Annotated in this window: 11 protein-coding genes and 1 pseudogene; 10 read left to right on the top strand and 2 right to left on the bottom strand. The window is 71.2% G+C overall.

Annotated elements, in window-relative coordinates; all coding sequences use genetic code 11:
* Nucleotides 1–15 precede the first annotated feature (15 nt).
* The 10 genes and pseudogenes from QMZ92_RS10040 (at nt 16) to QMZ92_RS09995 (ending at nt 12011) form a co-directional block, all read left to right on the top strand.
* Nucleotides 16–843, top strand: a complete 828-nt coding sequence (locus tag QMZ92_RS10040; protein ID WP_283296896.1) for a class I SAM-dependent methyltransferase — start codon at nt 16–18, stop codon at nt 841–843.
* Nucleotides 844–860: 17 nt separating this feature from the next.
* Nucleotides 861–2306 (top strand): NDP-hexose 2,3-dehydratase family protein, encoded by a 1446-nt coding sequence (locus tag QMZ92_RS10035; protein ID WP_283296895.1) that lies wholly within the window; start codon nt 861–863, stop codon nt 2304–2306.
* 1 nt (nt 2307) lies between these two features.
* Nucleotides 2308–3312, top strand: a complete 1005-nt coding sequence (locus QMZ92_RS10030) for an NAD-dependent epimerase/dehydratase family protein (RefSeq protein WP_283296894.1) — start codon at nt 2308–2310, stop codon at nt 3310–3312.
* Nucleotides 3313–3379: 67 nt separating this feature from the next.
* Entirely contained in the window at nt 3380–4489 is a 1110-nt protein-coding gene (locus QMZ92_RS10025; RefSeq protein WP_283296893.1) for a DegT/DnrJ/EryC1/StrS family aminotransferase, read from the top strand.
* A gap of 55 nt (nt 4490–4544) precedes the next feature.
* The gene (locus QMZ92_RS10020; protein WP_283296892.1) at nt 4545–5165 is read left to right on the top strand and encodes a dTDP-4-dehydrorhamnose 3,5-epimerase family protein; all 621 of its coding nucleotides are present in this window, start codon (nt 4545–4547) and stop codon (nt 5163–5165) included.
* Between the two features lie 230 nt (nt 5166–5395).
* Nucleotides 5396–6205: pseudogene (locus tag QMZ92_RS10015) on the top strand (SAM-dependent methyltransferase); the annotation flags it as partial.
* 235 nt (nt 6206–6440) lie between these two features.
* Nucleotides 6441–8078: an FAD-dependent monooxygenase gene (locus tag QMZ92_RS10010; RefSeq protein WP_283296891.1), complete on the top strand. Its 1638-nt coding sequence runs from the start codon at nt 6441–6443 to the stop codon at nt 8076–8078.
* A gap of 454 nt (nt 8079–8532) precedes the next feature.
* Complete coding sequence (locus QMZ92_RS10005) at nt 8533–9396, top strand: DUF4396 domain-containing protein (RefSeq protein WP_283296890.1); 864 nt, start codon at nt 8533–8535, stop codon at nt 9394–9396.
* Between the two features lie 284 nt (nt 9397–9680).
* Nucleotides 9681–10187 (top strand): hypothetical protein, encoded by a 507-nt coding sequence (locus QMZ92_RS10000; protein WP_283296889.1) that lies wholly within the window; start codon nt 9681–9683, stop codon nt 10185–10187.
* A gap of 261 nt (nt 10188–10448) precedes the next feature.
* On the top strand, nt 10449–12011 hold the full coding sequence (locus QMZ92_RS09995; protein WP_283296888.1) for an MFS transporter: 1563 nt from the start codon (nt 10449–10451) through the stop codon (nt 12009–12011).
* A 216-nt stretch (nt 12012–12227) separates the two neighbouring features.
* Here the strand turns inward: QMZ92_RS09995 and QMZ92_RS09990 are convergent, their stop codons facing one another.
* Complete coding sequence (locus tag QMZ92_RS09990; RefSeq protein WP_502962028.1) at nt 12228–13991, bottom strand: S8 family serine peptidase; 1764 nt, start codon at nt 13989–13991, stop codon at nt 12228–12230.
* A 547-nt stretch (nt 13992–14538) separates the two neighbouring features.
* Nucleotides 14539–17364 carry a LuxR C-terminal-related transcriptional regulator gene (locus tag QMZ92_RS09985; RefSeq protein ID WP_283296887.1) on the bottom strand — a complete coding sequence of 942 codons (2826 nt, stop codon included), beginning with the start codon at nt 17362–17364 and terminating at the stop codon, nt 14539–14541.
* Nucleotides 17365–17635: the final 271 nt, after the last annotated feature.

The raw sequence follows: 17635 nt of genomic DNA, 5'->3' as shown, positions 1-17635 counted from the left end.
CAGGAAGGCACGACCATGACGCAGCAGTCCGACACCACCGCCGACTCCGTGGGCGAGGTGTACGACCAGTTCGCCGACGCCGGGGCCACCACCGCCATGGGCGGCAACATCCACGTGGGCTACTGGGACGACGATCCCGGCCTCCCGCTCGCCGCAGCCACCGACCGTCTCACCGATCTCGTCGCCGACCGCCTCGCCCTCCGGCCGGGCCGGCACCTGCTGGACGTCGGCTGCGGCATCGGGGTACCGGCCCTGCGCATCGCCGCCGCGCACGGCGTGCACGTCACCGGCGTCACCGTCAGCCAGCAGCAGGTGGCCGAGGCGGCGGAGCGGGCGGTCGGGGCCGGCCTCGGCGGCCGGGTCTCCTTCCGGCTGGCGGACGCCACGGATCTCCCCTTCCAGGACGGCTCCTTCGACGGGGCCTTCGCGATCGAGTCGCTGCTGCACGTGACCGACCAGACCCGCGCGTTGAAGGAACTCCGCCGAGTCGTCCAGCCCGGCGGCCGACTCGCCGTCGCCGACCTGTGCCTGCGGGAGCCGTTCACCGGCGACGACAAGGCAGTGCTGGACGGGATGCTGCGCATGTACGAGATCGCCCGGATCAACACGCCCGACGAGCACCGCGCCCACCTGGCGGCAGCCGGCTGGGAACTGCTGGAGCTCACGGACGTCGGCGAGCAGGTCCGCGCGAGTTACGGGCACGCCGCTGCCGCCTTCCGGGGGCTCGCCGACTCCCTCGACCCCGGCGCGGCGGAGCAGATGACCGCGGCGGCCGATCTGATGGAGGGCGTCGGGGAGCACCCGCACACCGGCTATGTCCTGATCACCGCGCAGCGGTCCTGACCGGCAAGGAGCCCTCGATGTCGTCCCGGATCGTTCCACTGCCCGCCGCCCCGGCCGTACGTCCGCGCGAGGACCGGCGGTTGTCCGAGCGCATCGCCCTGTCGGCCGCGAGCGGGCGCGGTGCGCGGGTGCGGACCGAGGACGTGCGCGCCTGGCTGGCCGAGCGCCGCCGGGCCCACGTCTTCCACGTGGAACGGATACCGTTCGCGGAGCTGGGCGAGTGGCGGTTCGAGCAGGGCACCGGCAATCTCGTGCACCGCAGCGGGCGGTTCTTCACCGTCGAGGGCATGCATGTGGTGGAGCTCGACGGGCCTTCCGGCGACGGCCCGTACCGGGAGTGGCAGCAGCCGGTCGTCAGACAGCCCGAAGTGGGCATCCTCGGGATCCTGGCCAAGGAGTTCGACGGGGTGCTGCACTTCCTGATGCAGGCCAAGATGGAGCCGGGCAACGCCAATCTGCTCCAGCTCTCCCCGACGGTGCAGGCCACCCGCAGCAACTACACCGGGGCCCACCGGGGCACGGACGTCAAGCTCATCGACCACTTCTTCCGGCCTGATCCCGACCGCGTCGTCGTCGACGTCCTGCAGTCCGAACAGGGCTCGTGGTTCTACCGCAAGACCAACCGCAACATGATCGTGGAGACCGTCGACGACGTCCCCGAACTGGACGACTTCCGCTGGCTCACCCTCGGGCAGATCGCCGAACTGCTGCACGAGGACGACCTGGTCAACATGAACGCCAGGACCGTGCTGTCCTGCCTGCCGTACCGGGACACGTCCCCCGGCGCGCTGCTGTCGGACGCGCAACTCCTTTCCTGGTTCACGGGCGAGCGTTCCCGCCACGACGTGTGCGCCGAGCGCATACCGCTCGCCGACGTGCGCGGCTGGAAGCGCGGCGCCGAGGCGATCGAGCACGAGGACGGCCGCTACTTCAAGGTCGTCGCCGTCTCCGTGCGGGCCGGCAACCGCGAAGTGGTCAGCTGGGACCAGCCGTTGGTCGAACCCGTGGGACTGGGGATCGCCGCGTTCCTCGTCCGCGAGATCGACGGAGTACCCCATGTGCTGGTGCACGCCCGGGCCGAGGGCGGATTCCTGGACACCGTCGAGCTGGCCCCGACCGTCCAGTGCACCCCCGGCAACTACACCCATCTGCCCCCGGCGGACCGCCCGCCGTTCCTCGACTCCGTCCTCGACGCCCCGCCGTCGCACATCCTCTACCAGGCCGTCCTCTCCGAGGAGGGCGGGCGCTTCCTCAACGCGAGGAGCCGGTATCTCGTCGTCGAAGCCGATGACGCCCCGCTCGACCCGCCCCCCGCCTACACCTGGGTCACCCCGGCCCAGCTCAGGGCCCTCACCCGGCACGGCCACTACGTGAACGTGGAGGCCCGCACGCTGCTGGCCTGTCTCAACGCCGCCGTGGCGGGGTCCCGGGGAGGGGAGCGCCATGGAGGAGGGCACCGCTGACATGAAGAAGAGGAGCGCCATGAAGCGCACACCGCTGGTCACCGTACTCGGTGCGTCCGGCTTCGTCGGGTCGTCCGTCATCCGTGCACTGGCGGGCCGCCGGATCCGGCTGCGGGCCGTTGCGCGCAGGCCGAGCGCACCTGCTCCCGGCCCGGCCGAGACCACCGTCGTCACCGCCGACCTCACCGACCGGGAAGCCCTCGCCGAGGCGGTCGCCGGCTCGGACGCGGTGATCCATCTGCTGCTGGCGGAGGGCGGCTGGCGGGCCGCCGAGAGCGACCCCCGGGCCGAGCGCGTCAACGTCGGGGTCATGAGGGACCTCGTCGACGTGCTGCGACCGGCTCCCGGCGAGGGGACGCCCCCGCTGGTCGTGTACGGCGGTGCCGCCTCGCAGGTCGGTGTTCCGCAGCGGGAGCCGCTGGACGGCACCGAACCCGACCGCCCCGAAACCGCCTACGACCGGCAGAAGCTGGCCGCCGAACAACTCCTGCTGAAGGCCACGGCCGAGGGCCGGGTACGTGGCATCAGCCTGCGCCTGCCCACGGTGTTCGGCGAGAGCGCGGCGCCCGGCGCGGGCGACCGGGGTGTCGTGTCCGCGATGGTGCGGCGGGCGCTCGACGGTCAGACGCTCACCATGTGGCACGACGGCACGGTGCGCCGCGACCTGGTCCATGTCGACGACGTCGCGGCGGCGTTCAGGGCCGCGCTGAACCACCCGGACTCCCTTGTGGGCAGCCACTGGCTGATCGGCGCCGGCCGGGGCGACGCACTCGGCGACGTCTTTCGGCTCGTCGCCCGTACCGTGGCCGACGCCGTGGGACGGCCCCCGGTCGACGTGGTGTCCGTCGAAGCACCCGCGCACGCCCCCTCGACGGACTTCCGCAGCGTGACCCTCGACTCCTCACCGTTCCGCGCGGCCACCGGCTGGCACCCCCGGATCCCGCTGCCCGAAGGCGTGCGCCGCGCCGTGACCGCCCTGGCCCGGGAGCGGGACGACCTCCGGTGACGGCACCCCCGACACCCACCTACCGCAGGCGCACGGCCGTGCGTCGCCGTTCTGGAAAGGCTGGAAGATGACAACGCGTGTATGGGACTACCTGGCGGAGTACGAGGCCGAGCGTCCGGACATCCTTGACGCCGTTGAGACGGTCTTCGCCTCGGGTCGGCTGGTGCTCGGCGCGAGCGTGAGCGGCTTCGAGGAGGAGTTCGCCGCGTACCACTCGGTGGGCCACTGCGTAGGCGTCGACAACGGGACGAACGCGATCAAGCTGGGACTCCAGGCCCTCGGCATCGGTCCCGGCGACGAGGTGATCACGGTGTCGAACACCGCGGCACCCACCGTCGTGGCCATCGACTCCACCGGCGCAACTCCCGTCTTCGTCGACGTCCGTGAGGACGACCACCTCATGGACACCGGCCAGGTGGGGGCGGCCATCACGGAACGCACCCGGTGCCTCCTCCCCGTCCATCTGTACGGCCAGTGCGTGGACATGGGCCCATTGAAGGAACTCGCCGCCCGGCACGGGCTGGCCGTCCTGGAGGACTGCGCCCAAGCTCACGGCGCCCGGCAGGGCGAGACCATGGCCGGCACCACCGGTGACGCCGCCGCCTTCTCCTTCTACCCGACCAAGGTACTCGGCGCGTACGGCGACGGCGGCGCCACGATCACCTCGGACCCCTCCGTGGCGAAACGACTGCGCCGGCTGCGCTACTACGGCATGGACGAGCGCTACTACACCCTGGAGACCCCCGCCCACAACAGCCGTCTCGACGAGCTCCACGCCGAGATCCTCCGCCGCAAGCTGAGGCGCCTCGACAGCTACATCGCCGGCCGCCGCGCCGTGGCCCGGCGCTACGCCGAGGGTCTCGCCGACACCGACCTCGTCCTGCCGCGCACCGTGCCCGGCAACGAGCACGTGTACTACGTGTACGTGGTCCGCCACCCCCGGCGCGACGACATCATCGAGCGCCTCAAGGCATACGACATCCACCTCAACATCAGCTACCCGTGGCCGGTGCACACCATGACCGGATTCGCCCACCTCGGATACGCCAAGGGGTCGCTCCCGGTCACCGAAGCGCTGGCCGGCGAGATCTTCTCGCTGCCGATGTACCCCTCGCTCGCCCCCGACCTCCAGGACAAGGTCATCCATGCCGTGCGCGAGGTACTGGGGACGCTGTGACGCCCAGCCGCCCGCCCGGATCCGCCGAGCCGACCACCGAGCCACGGGAGAAGATGTGAAAGCACGCGCACTCACCGTCGAGGGAGCCATCGAGTTCACCCCCCGCGTTTTCCCCGACGACAGGGGCAAGTTCGTCTCGCCTTACCAGGAGGAGGCGTTCACCGAGGCCCACGGCGCTCCGCTCTTCCACGTCGCGCAGACCAACCACAGCGTGTCCCGGCGCGGCGTCGTACGCGGCATCCACTACACGGTGACGCCACCGGGCACCGCGAAGTACGTCCACTGCTCCCGCGGCAGTGCGCTGGACATCGTCGTCGACATCAGGGTCGGCTCACCCACGTTCGGCCGCTGGGACGCGGTACTGATGGACCAGCGGGACCACCGGGCCAGTTACATTCCCGTGGGAGTTGGCCACGCGTTCCTGGCACTGGAGGACGACACCGTCATGTCGTACATGCTCTCCGAGTGCTACGTCGCCGAGAACGAGCTCTCCCTCTCCGTCCTCGACCCGGCCCTCGCACTGCCGATCACCAAGGACACCGAACCGATCCTCTCCGAACGGGACCGCGCGGCGATCACCCTCGCCGAGGCGCAGCGGCAGGGCCTGCTGCCGGACTACGCCCGCTGTCGGCAGATCGAGAGGGGTTGGCTCGCGCCGGCGAGGCCCGTGCCGTAACGCCTGCGCACCCACGCGCGGTTCGTATCCCGCGGCGCACCCGGGAGCGCATGGGTTGTTCGGCGTCCGGCCCACCCGGCCGTCCGGCGGCGGACGCCCGTCCCCACGCGAACGAGTGGGTCCTGACCGGCGCCCCGGCTCAGTGGCCCGCCCGCCGGGATGCTGTGGCCGGCGGGTCCGCGCCCCGCCCGCCTGCTTCCTGTCACCTGCCAACCAGAGAGGCCGTTTCCATGACCGACCCCGTCCAGACCCTGCCCGAGCCGGAGGCCGTCGGCAAGCTGTACGACCGGCTGACGCTGAGTGCGATGAACGACGGCACCTTCAACCCCAACGTCCACATCGGCTACTGGGACACACCGGACTCCGAGGCCACGATCGAGGAGGCGATGGACCGGCTCACCGACGTCTTCATCGAGCGGATGAGGGTGGACGATTCCTCCCACGTCCTCGACCTGGGCTGCGGGGTGGGCGGCCCCGGTCTGCGGGTGGTGACGCACACGGGTGCACGGGTCACCGGCATCAGCATCAGCGAGGAGCAGATCAAGACCGCGGGGCGACTGGCGGCCGAGGCCGGACTCGCCGACCGGGCGGTCTTCCAGCACGGCGACGCGATGCAACTTCCCTTCGCGGACGCGTCGTTCGACGCCGTGATGGCCCTGGAGTCCGTCTGCCACATGCCGGACCGGCAGCAGGTGTTCACCGAGGTGTGCCGGGTGCTTCGGCCCGGCGGCCGGATCGTCCTGACCGACGTGTTCGAACGTCATCCGCGCAAGGCGGTACGGCACCCGGGCATCGACAAGTTCTGCCACGACCTGATGTCGACCACGGCGGACATCGACGACTACGTCGCCCTGCTCCACCGCTCCGGTCTGCGGCTGCGCGAGATCCGCGACGTCACCGAGCAGACCACGCTGCGCCTCGCCGACGAACTGGGGAGGCTGGCGGCCGTCGAGGACCGCCCCGCGGCCATGGACGAGGGCAACTTCGACTTCGGCGACGACGCGTTCAAGCCGTCCGACCTGGCGGGTGCCGACGACTTCNGCCGTCGAGGACCGCCCCGCGGCCATGGACGAGGGCAACTTCGACTTCGGCGACGACGCGTTCAAGCCGTCCGACCTGGCGGGTGCCGACGACTTCGGCTGCCTCCTGGTCACTGCCGAACGCCCCTGATCGGGTGCGCGCGGGGAGGGTGCACCCGCGCACCCTCCCCGCGCGGTACGGACGGGCCGTGAGCCGAACGAGCGGGACGGATCCAAGAGGAGAGGCAGGAACGAGATGACGCATTCCGGCGAGCGGACCGATGTGCTGATCGTGGGCGGCGGCCCGGTCGGGATGGCGCTGGCGCTGGACCTGACGTACCGCGGGATCGACTGCATGGTCGTCGACGCCGGCGACGGACAGGTCCGGCATCCCAAGGTCAGCACGATCGGTCCGCGCTCGATGGAACTGTTCCGCCGCTGGGGCGTCGCGGACGCCGTCCGGGGGGCGGGCTGGCCCGCCGACCACCCTCTGGACATCGCCTGGGTCACCAGGGTGGGCGGTCACGAGGTGTACCGGTACCGCCGTGGCACCGCCGCGAGCCGACCGGCCTTCATCCACACCCCCGAGCCCGACCAGATCTGTCCCGCGCACTGGCTGAGCCCGGTGCTGGCGCAGGCCGTGGGCGTCCACCCGGACGGCCCGCTGCGGCTCCGCACCACCGTCGACCACGTGCTGCCGGCCGACGACCACGTCGACGCCGTCCTCACCGACCAGGCCACCGGTACGACCGGCACCGTCCGGGCACGCTTCCTGGTCGCCTGCGACGGCGCCTCTTCCCCCATCCGCCGGGCCTGCGGCATCGAGGCACCGGGCCGTCACCGTACGCAGGTCTTCCGCAACGTCCTCTTCCGAGCCCCCGAACTCAAGGAGCGACTGGGCGATCGCGCCGCCCTCGTGTACTTCCTCATGCTGTCGTCCACGCTGCGCTTCCCCATGCGCTCGCTGAACGGCAGCGACCTGTACAACCTGGTCGTGGGCGCGGACGGCGACGGTGGGGCCCGCGTCGACGCACTGACCCTGATCCACGAGGCCCTGGCCTTCCACACACCGGTGGAACTGCTCGGCGACAGCGAGTGGCATCTCACCCACCGGGTCGCCGACCGGTACCGGGCCGGGCGTGTCCTCCTCGCCGGCGACGCGGCGCACACCCTGTCGCCCTCGGGCGGCTTCGGGCTCAACACCGGAATCGCGGACGCCGCCGACCTGGGCTGGAAACTCGCTGCCACGCTGAACGGCTGGGCGGGACGGCACCTGCTCGACACGTACGACACCGAGCGCAGGCCGATCGCCCTGGAGAGCCTCAACGAGGCCAACACCAACCTTCAGCGCACCATGGGCAGGGAGGTACCGCCAGAGATCCACCTGGACGGGCCCGAGGGCGAGCGAGCCCGCACCGAGATGGCCGGGCGGCTGGAGAGCAGCGGCGCGCAGCGGGAGTTCGACGCCCCGCAGATCCACTTCGGTCTGCGCTACCGCTCGCCGGCGATCATCGACGACCCCGACGTACCGGTGCGCCACGGTCAGCCGGACGCCGACTGGCGGCCCGGCAGCGAGCCCGGCCACCGCGCCGCGCACGCCTGGTGGGACGCCTCCACCTCCACGCTCGACCTGTTCGGCCGCGGCTTCGTCCTGCTTCGCTTCGCGGACCACGACGACCTTCCGGCATTCGAGGACGCATTCGCCGGGCGGGGCGTGCCGCTGACCGTGCATCAGGGCGGCGACCCGGAGATCGCCAAACTCTACGAGCGCTCCTTCGTGCTCGTACGCCCCGACGGCCATGTGGCCTGGCGCGGCGACGATCTCCCAGGGGACCCGGCGACCCTCGTCGACACGGTCCGGGGCGAGCGGGGCGAGGCCGCATCCGGCGAGTGACGACCGCGCGGAGCACATGATGGGGTGAAGGCCGCCCGCACGGACGGCGGTTGCCGAACCTGTTCCGGCCCGCACGGCCCGTGAGCGTGCCGGGCCCCGGAACGCCGGGGTGGCGCAAGCGCGCACCGGAATGCCCTCGGTCCCTGAGCAGCCCGGGAGGGAGGCCCGGCCGGTCCGGTACGTCCCGGAATCGGCCGCCGGATGCCCGTGACGGCCGCGGGCTCCAGCCGGCCCAGGGGCGCCTCCAGCGCCGGCCGCCTCCGCTCACCATGCGCACGCCTGGTACCCGCCGGGCCGTCGCCGTACTCGTGCCGGCGCCTCCACCGGGGTGAGAGCGAACGCCGGGACGGCGCGGCGGTGCGTCGGCCCGCCCGAGACGTGCCTCCACGGATCATGATTGGCGGTGAAGCCCGATACAGCGGCCATCGACTGGATGATGAGGGGCACGGCGTAGATGTATGTGGCCGGCAGCGGCGTCAGCGGGACCACGGCTGACGCACTGATGTACTTCTGGTTCTTCCTGGTCGTGCTGTCCACGGCCTACGTTGCCTACGACGCGTTCACCAAGAACCCCGAACTGACCGTGATGAAGTGGGGCTGGGTCCTGGTGACGCTCTACATCGGTCCGGTCGGCGCGGCACTCTACGTGCTCTCCTGCAAGGAACCCAGGCCCGGGACCCATGAGCGGTTCGTGGCACCCCTGTGGAAACAGGCTTTCGGGTCCACCATCCACTGCGTGGCCGGAGATGCCACCGGCATCATGATGGCCGCGGTGATCGCGTCGATGCTGGGCCTTCCTCCCTGGGGCGACAGCGTGCTCGAGTACGTAGTGGGTTTCGGCTTCGGGCTGCTGATCTTCCAGGCCCTCTTCATGCGGGACATGCTCGGCGGAAGCTACCTCCGGGCAGTGCGTTCCACCGTGTTCGCGGAGTGGCTGTCGATGAACTGCGTGATGGGCGCCATGGTGGCCGTGCTCGTGATCATCCGGAGTCATGTGCCGGGTACCGACGACGCGGGCAGCGTCCGCTTCTGGGCCACGTTCTCCGTCGCGGTCCTGGCGGGGCTGGCCTTCGCCTACCCGGTGAACGTCTGGCTGGTGGCCAACCATCTGAAGCACGGCATGGGGACCGTAAGGGCACTGGGCGAGGGTGGCGAAGCGGTCCCCGCTGCGACGGCCGCGCCGGTTTCGGCCGGCGCCGGAACGGACATGCCGCAGAGCGAGGTGACCGGGGAACAGAAGGCCGCGATGGCGACGCTGACCGTCGTCTTCCTTGCCTCCGGTGTCCTGCTGGCGGGCATCTTCGGAGACCTCGGCTGACACGGCCCTCCCCTCCCGGAAGGGCTCCCTCCTCGATGGCCTTTCGGACATACGGGCAGCGGCACCGGTCGTGGGCTCGTCACGGGCCCTGGACAAACCGCAGGTCACAGACGTCCGCGGTACGTCCGATCTTCGACCCGGTAAGGGGGACGCACTTGCCCCCCGGCCGACCCTGCTGCGAGCATCCGAGCGCGCGCTGCGGCGACCGGAGCACGGGACAGACCCCGGTCGACCCCCCCACCCGTTGGTTCTGCCCGTCGGACGACCAACACAGGAGAGCCTCCATGCTGCGCTCGAAACTCCGGTCCCTGTCAGTCGGCGTCGGCTCGGCCGTCGCCATGGTGGGTGTCGCCCTCGCCCCCACTACGGCATCCGCTGCCCCGGCGCTCCCGTCGTACACCGCGGCCGGTGCTTCAAGCACCCCCTCCCAGACGACTGCCGCCGGGTTCTGGTCGTGCACGGTCCCGCCCGGCTACACGTACAGCAACACCCAGAACACCCTGTCGTGTTCGACCAGTGGCGGGTTCCGGACGATGTACTACGTGCAGCCCCCAGCGGACGGCCTGTGGGCCTGCACCACGATGCCCGGCTTCACCTACAGCAACACCCAGAACACCCTGTCGTGTTCCACCAGCGGTGGGTTCCGCACCATGTACTACCTGCGTGCGCCCAAGACGGGCCTGTGGGCCTGCACGGTCCCGCCCGGCTTCACCTACACCAGTACTCAGAACACCCTGTCGTGTTCTACCAGTGGTGGGTTCCGCACCATGTACTACCTTCGGGCCCTCTGACCTCCCGCTCCGCGCGCCGCACCGGGCGGCGCGCGGAGCGGCGCGGTCGTCGTCGGCGCTCCGGCCGAAAGCCAGGGCCGCGACCCCTCCGCGATCGCTGCCGGTCCGGCGTACGACGGACCGGCCGGCACCCGAATCCTGAACACCCCTGCGGCCCGGCTCTTTTGCACCGGTACCGCCCTCGATCCTCCACGGCAGCCATTCACGACGGCGGAGCGCTGCGTCTGATCGAATGAGCAAGCGCGCTGATACGCTCCGGCCATGTCGTCCGAAATGCCTTCCCTGCCGGCCCGCCCCTATTGGAGCAAACGCCGGCCGAGAACTCTTCTCGCGGCATATCTCGGGCTGTTCGTCGTCAATGTCAACGTCCTGATCACTTACGTCGGGATCTTCGACATGCAGCGTCGTCTGGGCATGGGGGAATCCGACCTGCAATGGCTCGTGGGGGTTTACAGCATCGGTATGGCGTCGGCCACGATGATCAGCGCGACACTGGCGGACGTCTTCGGCAGGAGAATCGTCTACCTGGTGAGCCTGAGCGTGTACGTCGCGTGCTCGTTGATCGCCGCCACAACGTCAAGCGTGCTCGTCCTCGTGGTGGCGAGAGGGGTGCAGGGGGTTTCGGCCGCTGCGGTCATTGTCACCTCGCTCGCCCTTGTGAGCATGGTGAGCACCACTCGGGAGGCCAGAACGAAGGCTGTCGGAACCTGGGTCGCCGTGGGAAGCGTGGCAGTGGCCATGGGACCGCCCGTGGGGGGAATCCTGATCCAGCTGATGGGCTGGCGCGGCCTCTTCGTCGCCACGGTTCCGCTGTGCGTCGTCGTGCAGGTCATCACACTCCGCTGCGTGTCGGAATCCCAGGACGTGTGCATCCGTGGATTTGACTGGACGGGCCAGTTCTTCTTCGTCACGACAGTGGCGTCACTGGCCTTCGTTATGATCCAGGGGCCGTCCTTCGGATGGCGCTCGAGTGTCACACTCTCGCTGCTCGGGCTGAGTTTGCTGGGGTTCCTCGCCTTTGTGGTCCGTGAATCCCGTGCCCGTCATCCCATGCTCGACGTCTCGCTGTTCCGTAGCCGGTTGTACTCGCTCGCCGTGGCCACGGTGTTTTTCGCCGCCTTCTGCAACGAAGGCGCGTTCTTCGTCGTGATGCAGTACTACCGCAGTATTCGAGAGTATTCCCCAGTGGCGGTCGGGTTCCTCGTCCTTCCGTTCGCCGCCGGATATGCGGCGGCCGCTCTGAAGGCCGCAAGGCTGCGGAGGCGATTCGGCCTGCGGCGCTTGCTTCTGTCCGGTCAGGCGGGTCTGCTGCTCGGCCTGCTCACCATGGTGTTCGGCTTTCCCGTAGGCAGAGGCACGGTCCTGCTCGGCATGGCCGTCGTCGGCATGGCTTCGGCCCTGGTCATCACTCCGGTCGTGGCACTGGTGCTGGAGGTCATGCCGCAGGACCGGTCGGGCATGGCGTCCGGAATCGTGAACACCCAGCAACCTCTCGGCGGGGCGATGAGCTTCGCCGCACTCGGCACGGTGATGACCGTGTGGTTGGGAGTCACCCTCGGCAGGGACATCGAGCAGGTGATTCCCGATCCGGCCGAGAGGCTCGGCGCCAGCCGGGAGATCATTCTGCACGCGGATCCGCACACGCATGTTTCGATGAGCGCCCCCGGCGCTCAGATCCGCCACTTCGACGCGCGCCTCGCGGACATCGCGGAGCGGAACTTCATCCAGGCCGGCCAGGTCAGCCTGGGAGTCGCGGCGCTCGTCGCCGCCGCCGTTCTCGCCGTGCTCTTCGCGGCGTTCCCCGGCGACGCGGACCGCCCCTGAGCCCCGGCCGTGCGCCCGCGCATGACCGGGTGGACGGGCCGGGACTGCCGCGGTGGGCCGGGAGCGCAATGGCGGGACGGGGCAGGGGGCGAGCGTGGCGTCGGGGATTCGGCCCCGCGCCGCGACGGCGTGTCCCCGCGGGACCTCGACCGGAAGCGGGGGAACGCGTGATCTGCCGGTGCCCCGAGGGCACCGGCAGATCAGTGGGCGGAACCGTCAGAAGGTCAGGCCCCAGGAGTCGATGTACCCGGTGTCGCTCGAGTAGGCATCGGACACCCGCAGCTTCCAGGTGCCGTTCGCCGCGACCCCGGAGGCGTCGACGGTGTAGGTGGTGAGCAGGTTCGCGGTGCTGTCGCCGGACGCTTCCTTCAGGCGTGCTGAAGAGCCGTTCGGGGCGACGATCTCGATGATCAGGTCACCGCGGTAGGTGTGCTTGATGTCCACGTCGATCTTCAGGCTCGACGGGGCGTTTCCGCTGCGCCCGGTCACCGCCACGGACGAGGTCACCCAGCTGCCGTTGTCGGGGATGCTGACGTCGGCGGTGTTGCGGAAGACGTTCGAGCCCGTGGGCGTGCCGCCGCCGGCGCCGAGAGCGGCACCCGCGTCGGCGAGGCCGGCGCCGCAGCCACCGGAGCAGGAACCCGGCAGCGTGCGGGCGGTGCTCTTGATCGTCGACTCGATCTGCGCGGGGGTCAGGGACGGGTTCGCGTCGACCATCAGCGCGGCGAGGCCCGCGATGTGCGGGGCGGCCATGCTGGTGCCCTGGTAGGCGACGTAGTTCTCGCTCCCGATGCTGCGCGCACCGCTGTTGAGCGTGGAGAGGATGCCGTTGGAACTGCTCGGCGAGGTCTCGCCACCGGGGGCGGTGATGTCGACGACGCTGCCGTAGTTGGAGTAGTAGGCGCGGTTGCCCTGGCGGTCGCTCGCGGCGACGGTGATGACGTTGCTGCAGCTGGCCGGGTTGAAGTAGGCGGCGTTGGCGTCGTCGTTGCCCGCGGCGACGACGACCGTGGTCCCTCGGCCCACGGCCGCGTTGATCGCGCTCTGGGTGCCGGAGTCGCAGCCGCCCTCGCCGCCGAGGCTCATGTTGATGACGTCGGCGGGGTACGGGTTGCTCGGCACGCCCTGCACGGAGCCGCCGGACGCCCAGGTGATGGCGTCGATGATGTCGGACGTCATCCCGCCGCACTTGCCGAGCACGCGCACCGGCTGGATGGTCGCGTCGTGGGCGATGCCCACCACGCCCTTGCCGTTGTCCGCGGCCGCGGCGATCGTGCCCGCGACGTGCGTGCCGTGCCAGGAGTTGTCGGTGTCCTGCCCCGGCACGGGCAGGCCGTCCTCGTCGACACCGCACTCGCCGCGGTCCATCCAGTCGCCGGGGTCGGCCGCGTTGCTGTCCCGGCCTCCTCCGTCCTGGGAGATGAACGGGTCGGAGATGAAGTCGTAGCCGCTGACGACGTTGGCGGCGAGGTCCGAGTGCGCGACGTAACCGGTGTCGATCACGGCGACCTTGACGCCCTGTCCGGTGGCCTTGTCCCAAGCCGCGGGAACGTTCATGCCCGCGGTGCTCTCGAAGAGGTCCCACTGACGGCTGTACTCCGTGTCGTTCGGGGTGACGGCCGTGGCGTACATACGGGTGTCCGGGACGACGTAGGCGACGTCGGGGTCGGCGCGGAAGGCTTCCATGACGTCGGAGGCATCGCCCTCGTCCAGCTTGCCGCCGAGGTCGAGAAGGGCGGCGCCGGTGCCGAGGCGGCGGTCGAAGCCGACCGACTCACCGGCCTTCTTCCCCTTGGCCCGGGCGTCCTTGTCCGCGGCGGAGTCCGATGCGGCCTCAGCCGCACGGGACTTGTATCCGACGATCAGACGTTCGACGGGTGTGTCCGCGGTGGAGTTCGCCGCGGGGGCGGCGGGCTGCGGGGACGGGGTTGCGGCGGCGGAGGTTGCGGCTCCCGTGGCGAGAAGTGCGGTGGTGGTCACCGCGAGCACGGATATGCGAAACGGTCTGGAACGGTTCAAGGCGTTGCCTTTCCGGTCTGCTCCCGGCAGGTCGAACCGAATGGGTTGGTTCGGTCATGACAAGCCGGCCCCTGGCCGCGTCAGGGTGATGTGGGGGTTGGACGAGCCGGGCAGGGCCTCGTGGGAGACCCCGCACACGGCGCAGGCCGGCCGGCGTGCATCAGGTGGTACCTCGCGGCGGATGCAGGTCGACCGGGCAAGTGGAAGGAACCTACGGCCGGAGTCCGCGTACGAATATCCGGGGCCCGGGTACTACGGATACGTGATTAACCTCTGACCAAGCGCTTGCCTGTCCGATTGATCACCGAATGCGCGCGTCATGGTGCGGATCGACCCGAGCGCACAAGCGCATACGCGGAGATGCGGCTACCCCATCAGGGCCGGGCCGGTCCTCTGCGACGGTGCTCGGCCACCGACGCAGGAAGCCCGCCGCTTCAGCGGTGGGTGGAGTCACGGGCTCACGCAGGGATGCGACGCCGCGGCCACGCACGGATACGAAGCGGATCGGTCAGGCGTCGCCGGGAGCGCCGACCGGGGCGGTCCGCGTCCGCTCCGGCCCCTCCGGCGCGGCCGGCCCCCGCCACTCGGCGAGCTCCTGGCGAGAGGGCGTTCCCTGCTTCCGCATGGCCCGGGCGACGTGCTGCTCGACCGTACGCGGTGACAGATGCAGGATCCCCGCGATCTCCTTGTTGGTGAGCCCGGCCGACGCGAGCTCGGCGACCTCCCGTTCGCGCGGGGAGAGTTGACCGCCGTACGCGGGACGTCCCGGCGGACGGCCCTCCTTGGCCGGCTGGTGACGGCGGAGCACGGCGCGGGCGCGGGCGGCGTCCCACACCGCGCCGAGCTCGGTGAACAGAGCCGTGCAGGCCGTCAGTTCGTCGACGGCGAGGGCGGCGTCCGCTCCGGGACCGTCCTGCCGCTCGGACGAATCACGGCCGTTCGCCCCGAACGCCTCGAGTGTGCAGCGTGCCGCTCCCTCGGCGGCCAGTGCCCGCGCGTAGGGGCGCGGTGCGCGATCGAAGGCCGCGGCGGCCTCACGGTACAGGGGGACGGCGTCCAGCGGGCGGCCGTCCACCTCGGCCAGTGCCGCCCGGCTCCAGCTCAACGCGGCCGTGGCGGAGGGCGCGTCCACCCCGGCCAAGCCGGACGACAACTCCTCGACCATGGCACGGGCCGCCGCCACCTCGCCCGCGCGGGCCACCGCCTCGACGGCCCAGGGAGCCAGCTCCGCGGCCCACACCCACACGCCCTTCGCCGAGGCCTTCCGCCAGGCGCTCCCGGCCTCCTCGGCCGCCGCCGGCACGTCCTGACGGGCCAGCGCCAACCGGATCAGGGCTCCGGACGTGGTGGCGGCATGCGGCGCGGCGGCATGCTCGGCCGAGGACGCGTCAGGGCCGGCCAGCCACGAGAGCGCGGCGCCCCACTCGCCCTGGGCGAGGGCGAGCATCCCGCGGACCATGCGTGCGTCCGCACTGATGACCGGCATGTCGGCGGTCGCGGCGACGAACTCCTCGCAGCGCTCCGCCAGCCCCGCCCAGCGCCCGGTGAACCACTCCAGCAGCAGTCTCGCCCCCAGGGCGGTGTGCTCGGTGTACGGGGCACCACTGCGTGCCGACAGCTCGAGCCCCTCGCGGAGCAGGTCCTCGGCTCCTGCGAAGTGGCCGAGCCACACCGCCGAGTCGGCGGCGTTGCACAGCCCGCGGGCGGCGTGCCGGCGGATTCCGGGGTCGGGGTGATCGGTGGGCAGCGACTTCAGCAGGTCCCAGCCCTCGGGGTCACCGCAACTCATCGCCAGCCCGGCGCGGTTGGCCCGCACCGCCGTGCGGACGACTTCGTCGCCGCTGTCGTCCGCGGCCACCGCGGCGTCCTCGAGCCAGGCGCGGTGGACGTCGATGGAGGAGCCGGGCCAGTAGGGCATCGCGAGCGCCGACATGGCGCGTGCGGACAATCCGGGGCGCTCGCTGCGAAGTTCGGCGGCGGCCCGCTCCAGCTCGGTCCACCCGGTGCCGCCCATCCCGACCTGATTGCACAGCAGCAGTCCCAGATCGAGACGGATCTCGCCGCGCAACACGGCGGGAAGGCTCTCGTCCTCCACGATCTGCGAGAGCACCTCGACGGTCTGGTCCGAACGCAGCCCGTTGACAGCGATGTCAGCCAGTCGCGGCGCCAGCCCGGCCCGGGCGGCACGGGGTATGTCCGGCGACGCGAGGGCCTCCTCCAGCAGCTTGATCGCTGCCTGGTGGTCTCCGGCCCCGGTGGCCAGGGCAGCGGCCCGTTCCACGGCACGCAACCAGGCCTTGACCCGGCCGGCCTCCCGGCGGTGCCGCGCGAGCGACGTCCACGGCACGGGCTGCCTGCGCACCAGCACGTCGGCGGCCCTCGCATGCAGTTCCTGCCGTACGGGGCCGGGCAGCACCCGGCGCACGGCGCGCGCGGCGAGCGGGACGAGCAACCCGTACCGGCGGCCCGGGTACTCGGCGAGCACGGCCGCATCGAGCGCTCCGGCCAGCGCGTCGTCGAGCACGGGGTTCCGCCCGGCCCTCCCCGCGGGCGCGGGTCCGCGCTCGCAGGCGCCGCCGGGCGGCCGGCCGGACGTCGCCCCCTCGGCGACCGCCAGCAGTTCCTCCCGCGTCACCGGCTCTCCCAGCACCGCGGCGGCCCACACCACGGCCCGCTGCGACGTGGGCAGCGATGCCGTTCGGCTCAGCGCCAGTTCGGCGAGGCGGACGGGCACGCCCGCGGCGTCCACGTCGGCCGCGGTGTACCGCTGCAGGTCCCGTTCGCCCAGCACCACCAGCAGGTCCGCCACCACCTGCGCCACCCCACCGGACTGTTCGTGCAGCCGGGCGACGGCCTCGGGTGAGCAGCGGTCGCCGAGGGCGGCCGCCGCGGCCCGCTGCACCTGCTCGGTGGTCCACGGCGTGACCCGGTGCTCGAGGACGGCCATCTCGGGCGGGTAGCGCAGTGGCGGTGTGCCCAGCGGCAGACCGGGGTGGGGCAGTTCCTCGGGCCGGTAGAGCACCACGGTCGCGCGCGAGGGCCGGGAGCGTTCCAGCAACCGGCGCAGTGCGCTGCGTTCGGCGGCGTCCGCCCGGTGCAGGTCGTCGACCAGGAGCAGGACCGGCCCGTCGCCTGCCGGCTCGGGCGCGGCGGCGCCTTCGCCGCAGGTCCAGGTGAGCACCTCGGCGCCGGTGGCCTCGGGCAGATCGGCGAGACGCCGTGCGAGGTGGCTCTTTCCGGTGCCGGCGGCTCCGGCCGCAAGGACGAGCAACGGCTCGGCCGTCTCCGATGCGAGGGTCCGTCGCAGCCTGCGCTCCCAGACCGGTGTACTCATGCTGCCTGCCCCCTCACTGACGGCCTCCTCAGCGCCCTTGGCCATATGCCGGCCCCAAGTGTGCCGCATCGCTCGTACGTTCGGTTGCGGGGTCGGGCAGGCCCGCATCCCGGGAGCTGCCCTCGACCGGTCGCCGACGTCCTTCGCGCGCGGCGCGGCCGGCCGGTGGGCGGACCGTGACGGCGCGGGCGCGGCGTGCTTCAAAGGGGATTCTCATCTCGCTCCCAGCTTCGCCACAGCCTCGTGTCCGATCTTCGAAGACGACACGGAT

The organism is Streptomyces sp. HNM0645, assembly GCF_030056615.1.
Taxonomy (GTDB): domain Bacteria; phylum Actinomycetota; class Actinomycetes; order Streptomycetales; family Streptomycetaceae; genus Streptomyces; species Streptomyces marianii.
This window is presented reverse-complemented; position numbering and strand designations above follow the sequence as displayed.

What these genes read in the sequence shown, in the direction of transcription:
- QMZ92_RS10040 (WP_283296896.1), top strand. Translation starts at nt 16, where the DNA reads ATGACGCAGCAGTCCGACACCACCGCCGACTCCGTGGGCGAGGTGTAC.
- QMZ92_RS10035 (WP_283296895.1), top strand. Translation starts at nt 861, where the DNA reads ATGTCGTCCCGGATCGTTCCACTGCCCGCCGCCCCGGCCGTACGTCCG.
- QMZ92_RS10030 (WP_283296894.1), top strand. Translation starts at nt 2,308, where the DNA reads ATGAAGAAGAGGAGCGCCATGAAGCGCACACCGCTGGTCACCGTACTC.
- QMZ92_RS10025 (WP_283296893.1), top strand. Translation starts at nt 3,380, where the DNA reads ATGACAACGCGTGTATGGGACTACCTGGCGGAGTACGAGGCCGAGCGT.
- QMZ92_RS10010 (WP_283296891.1), top strand. Translation starts at nt 6,441, where the DNA reads ATGACGCATTCCGGCGAGCGGACCGATGTGCTGATCGTGGGCGGCGGC.
- QMZ92_RS10005 (WP_283296890.1), top strand. Translation starts at nt 8,533, where the DNA reads ATGTATGTGGCCGGCAGCGGCGTCAGCGGGACCACGGCTGACGCACTG.
- QMZ92_RS10000 (WP_283296889.1), top strand. Translation starts at nt 9,681, where the DNA reads ATGCTGCGCTCGAAACTCCGGTCCCTGTCAGTCGGCGTCGGCTCGGCC.
- QMZ92_RS09995 (WP_283296888.1), top strand. Translation starts at nt 10,449, where the DNA reads ATGTCGTCCGAAATGCCTTCCCTGCCGGCCCGCCCCTATTGGAGCAAA.
- QMZ92_RS09985 (WP_283296887.1), bottom strand. Translation starts at nt 17,364, where the DNA reads ATGAGTACACCGGTCTGGGAGCGCAGGCTGCGACGGACCCTCGCATCG.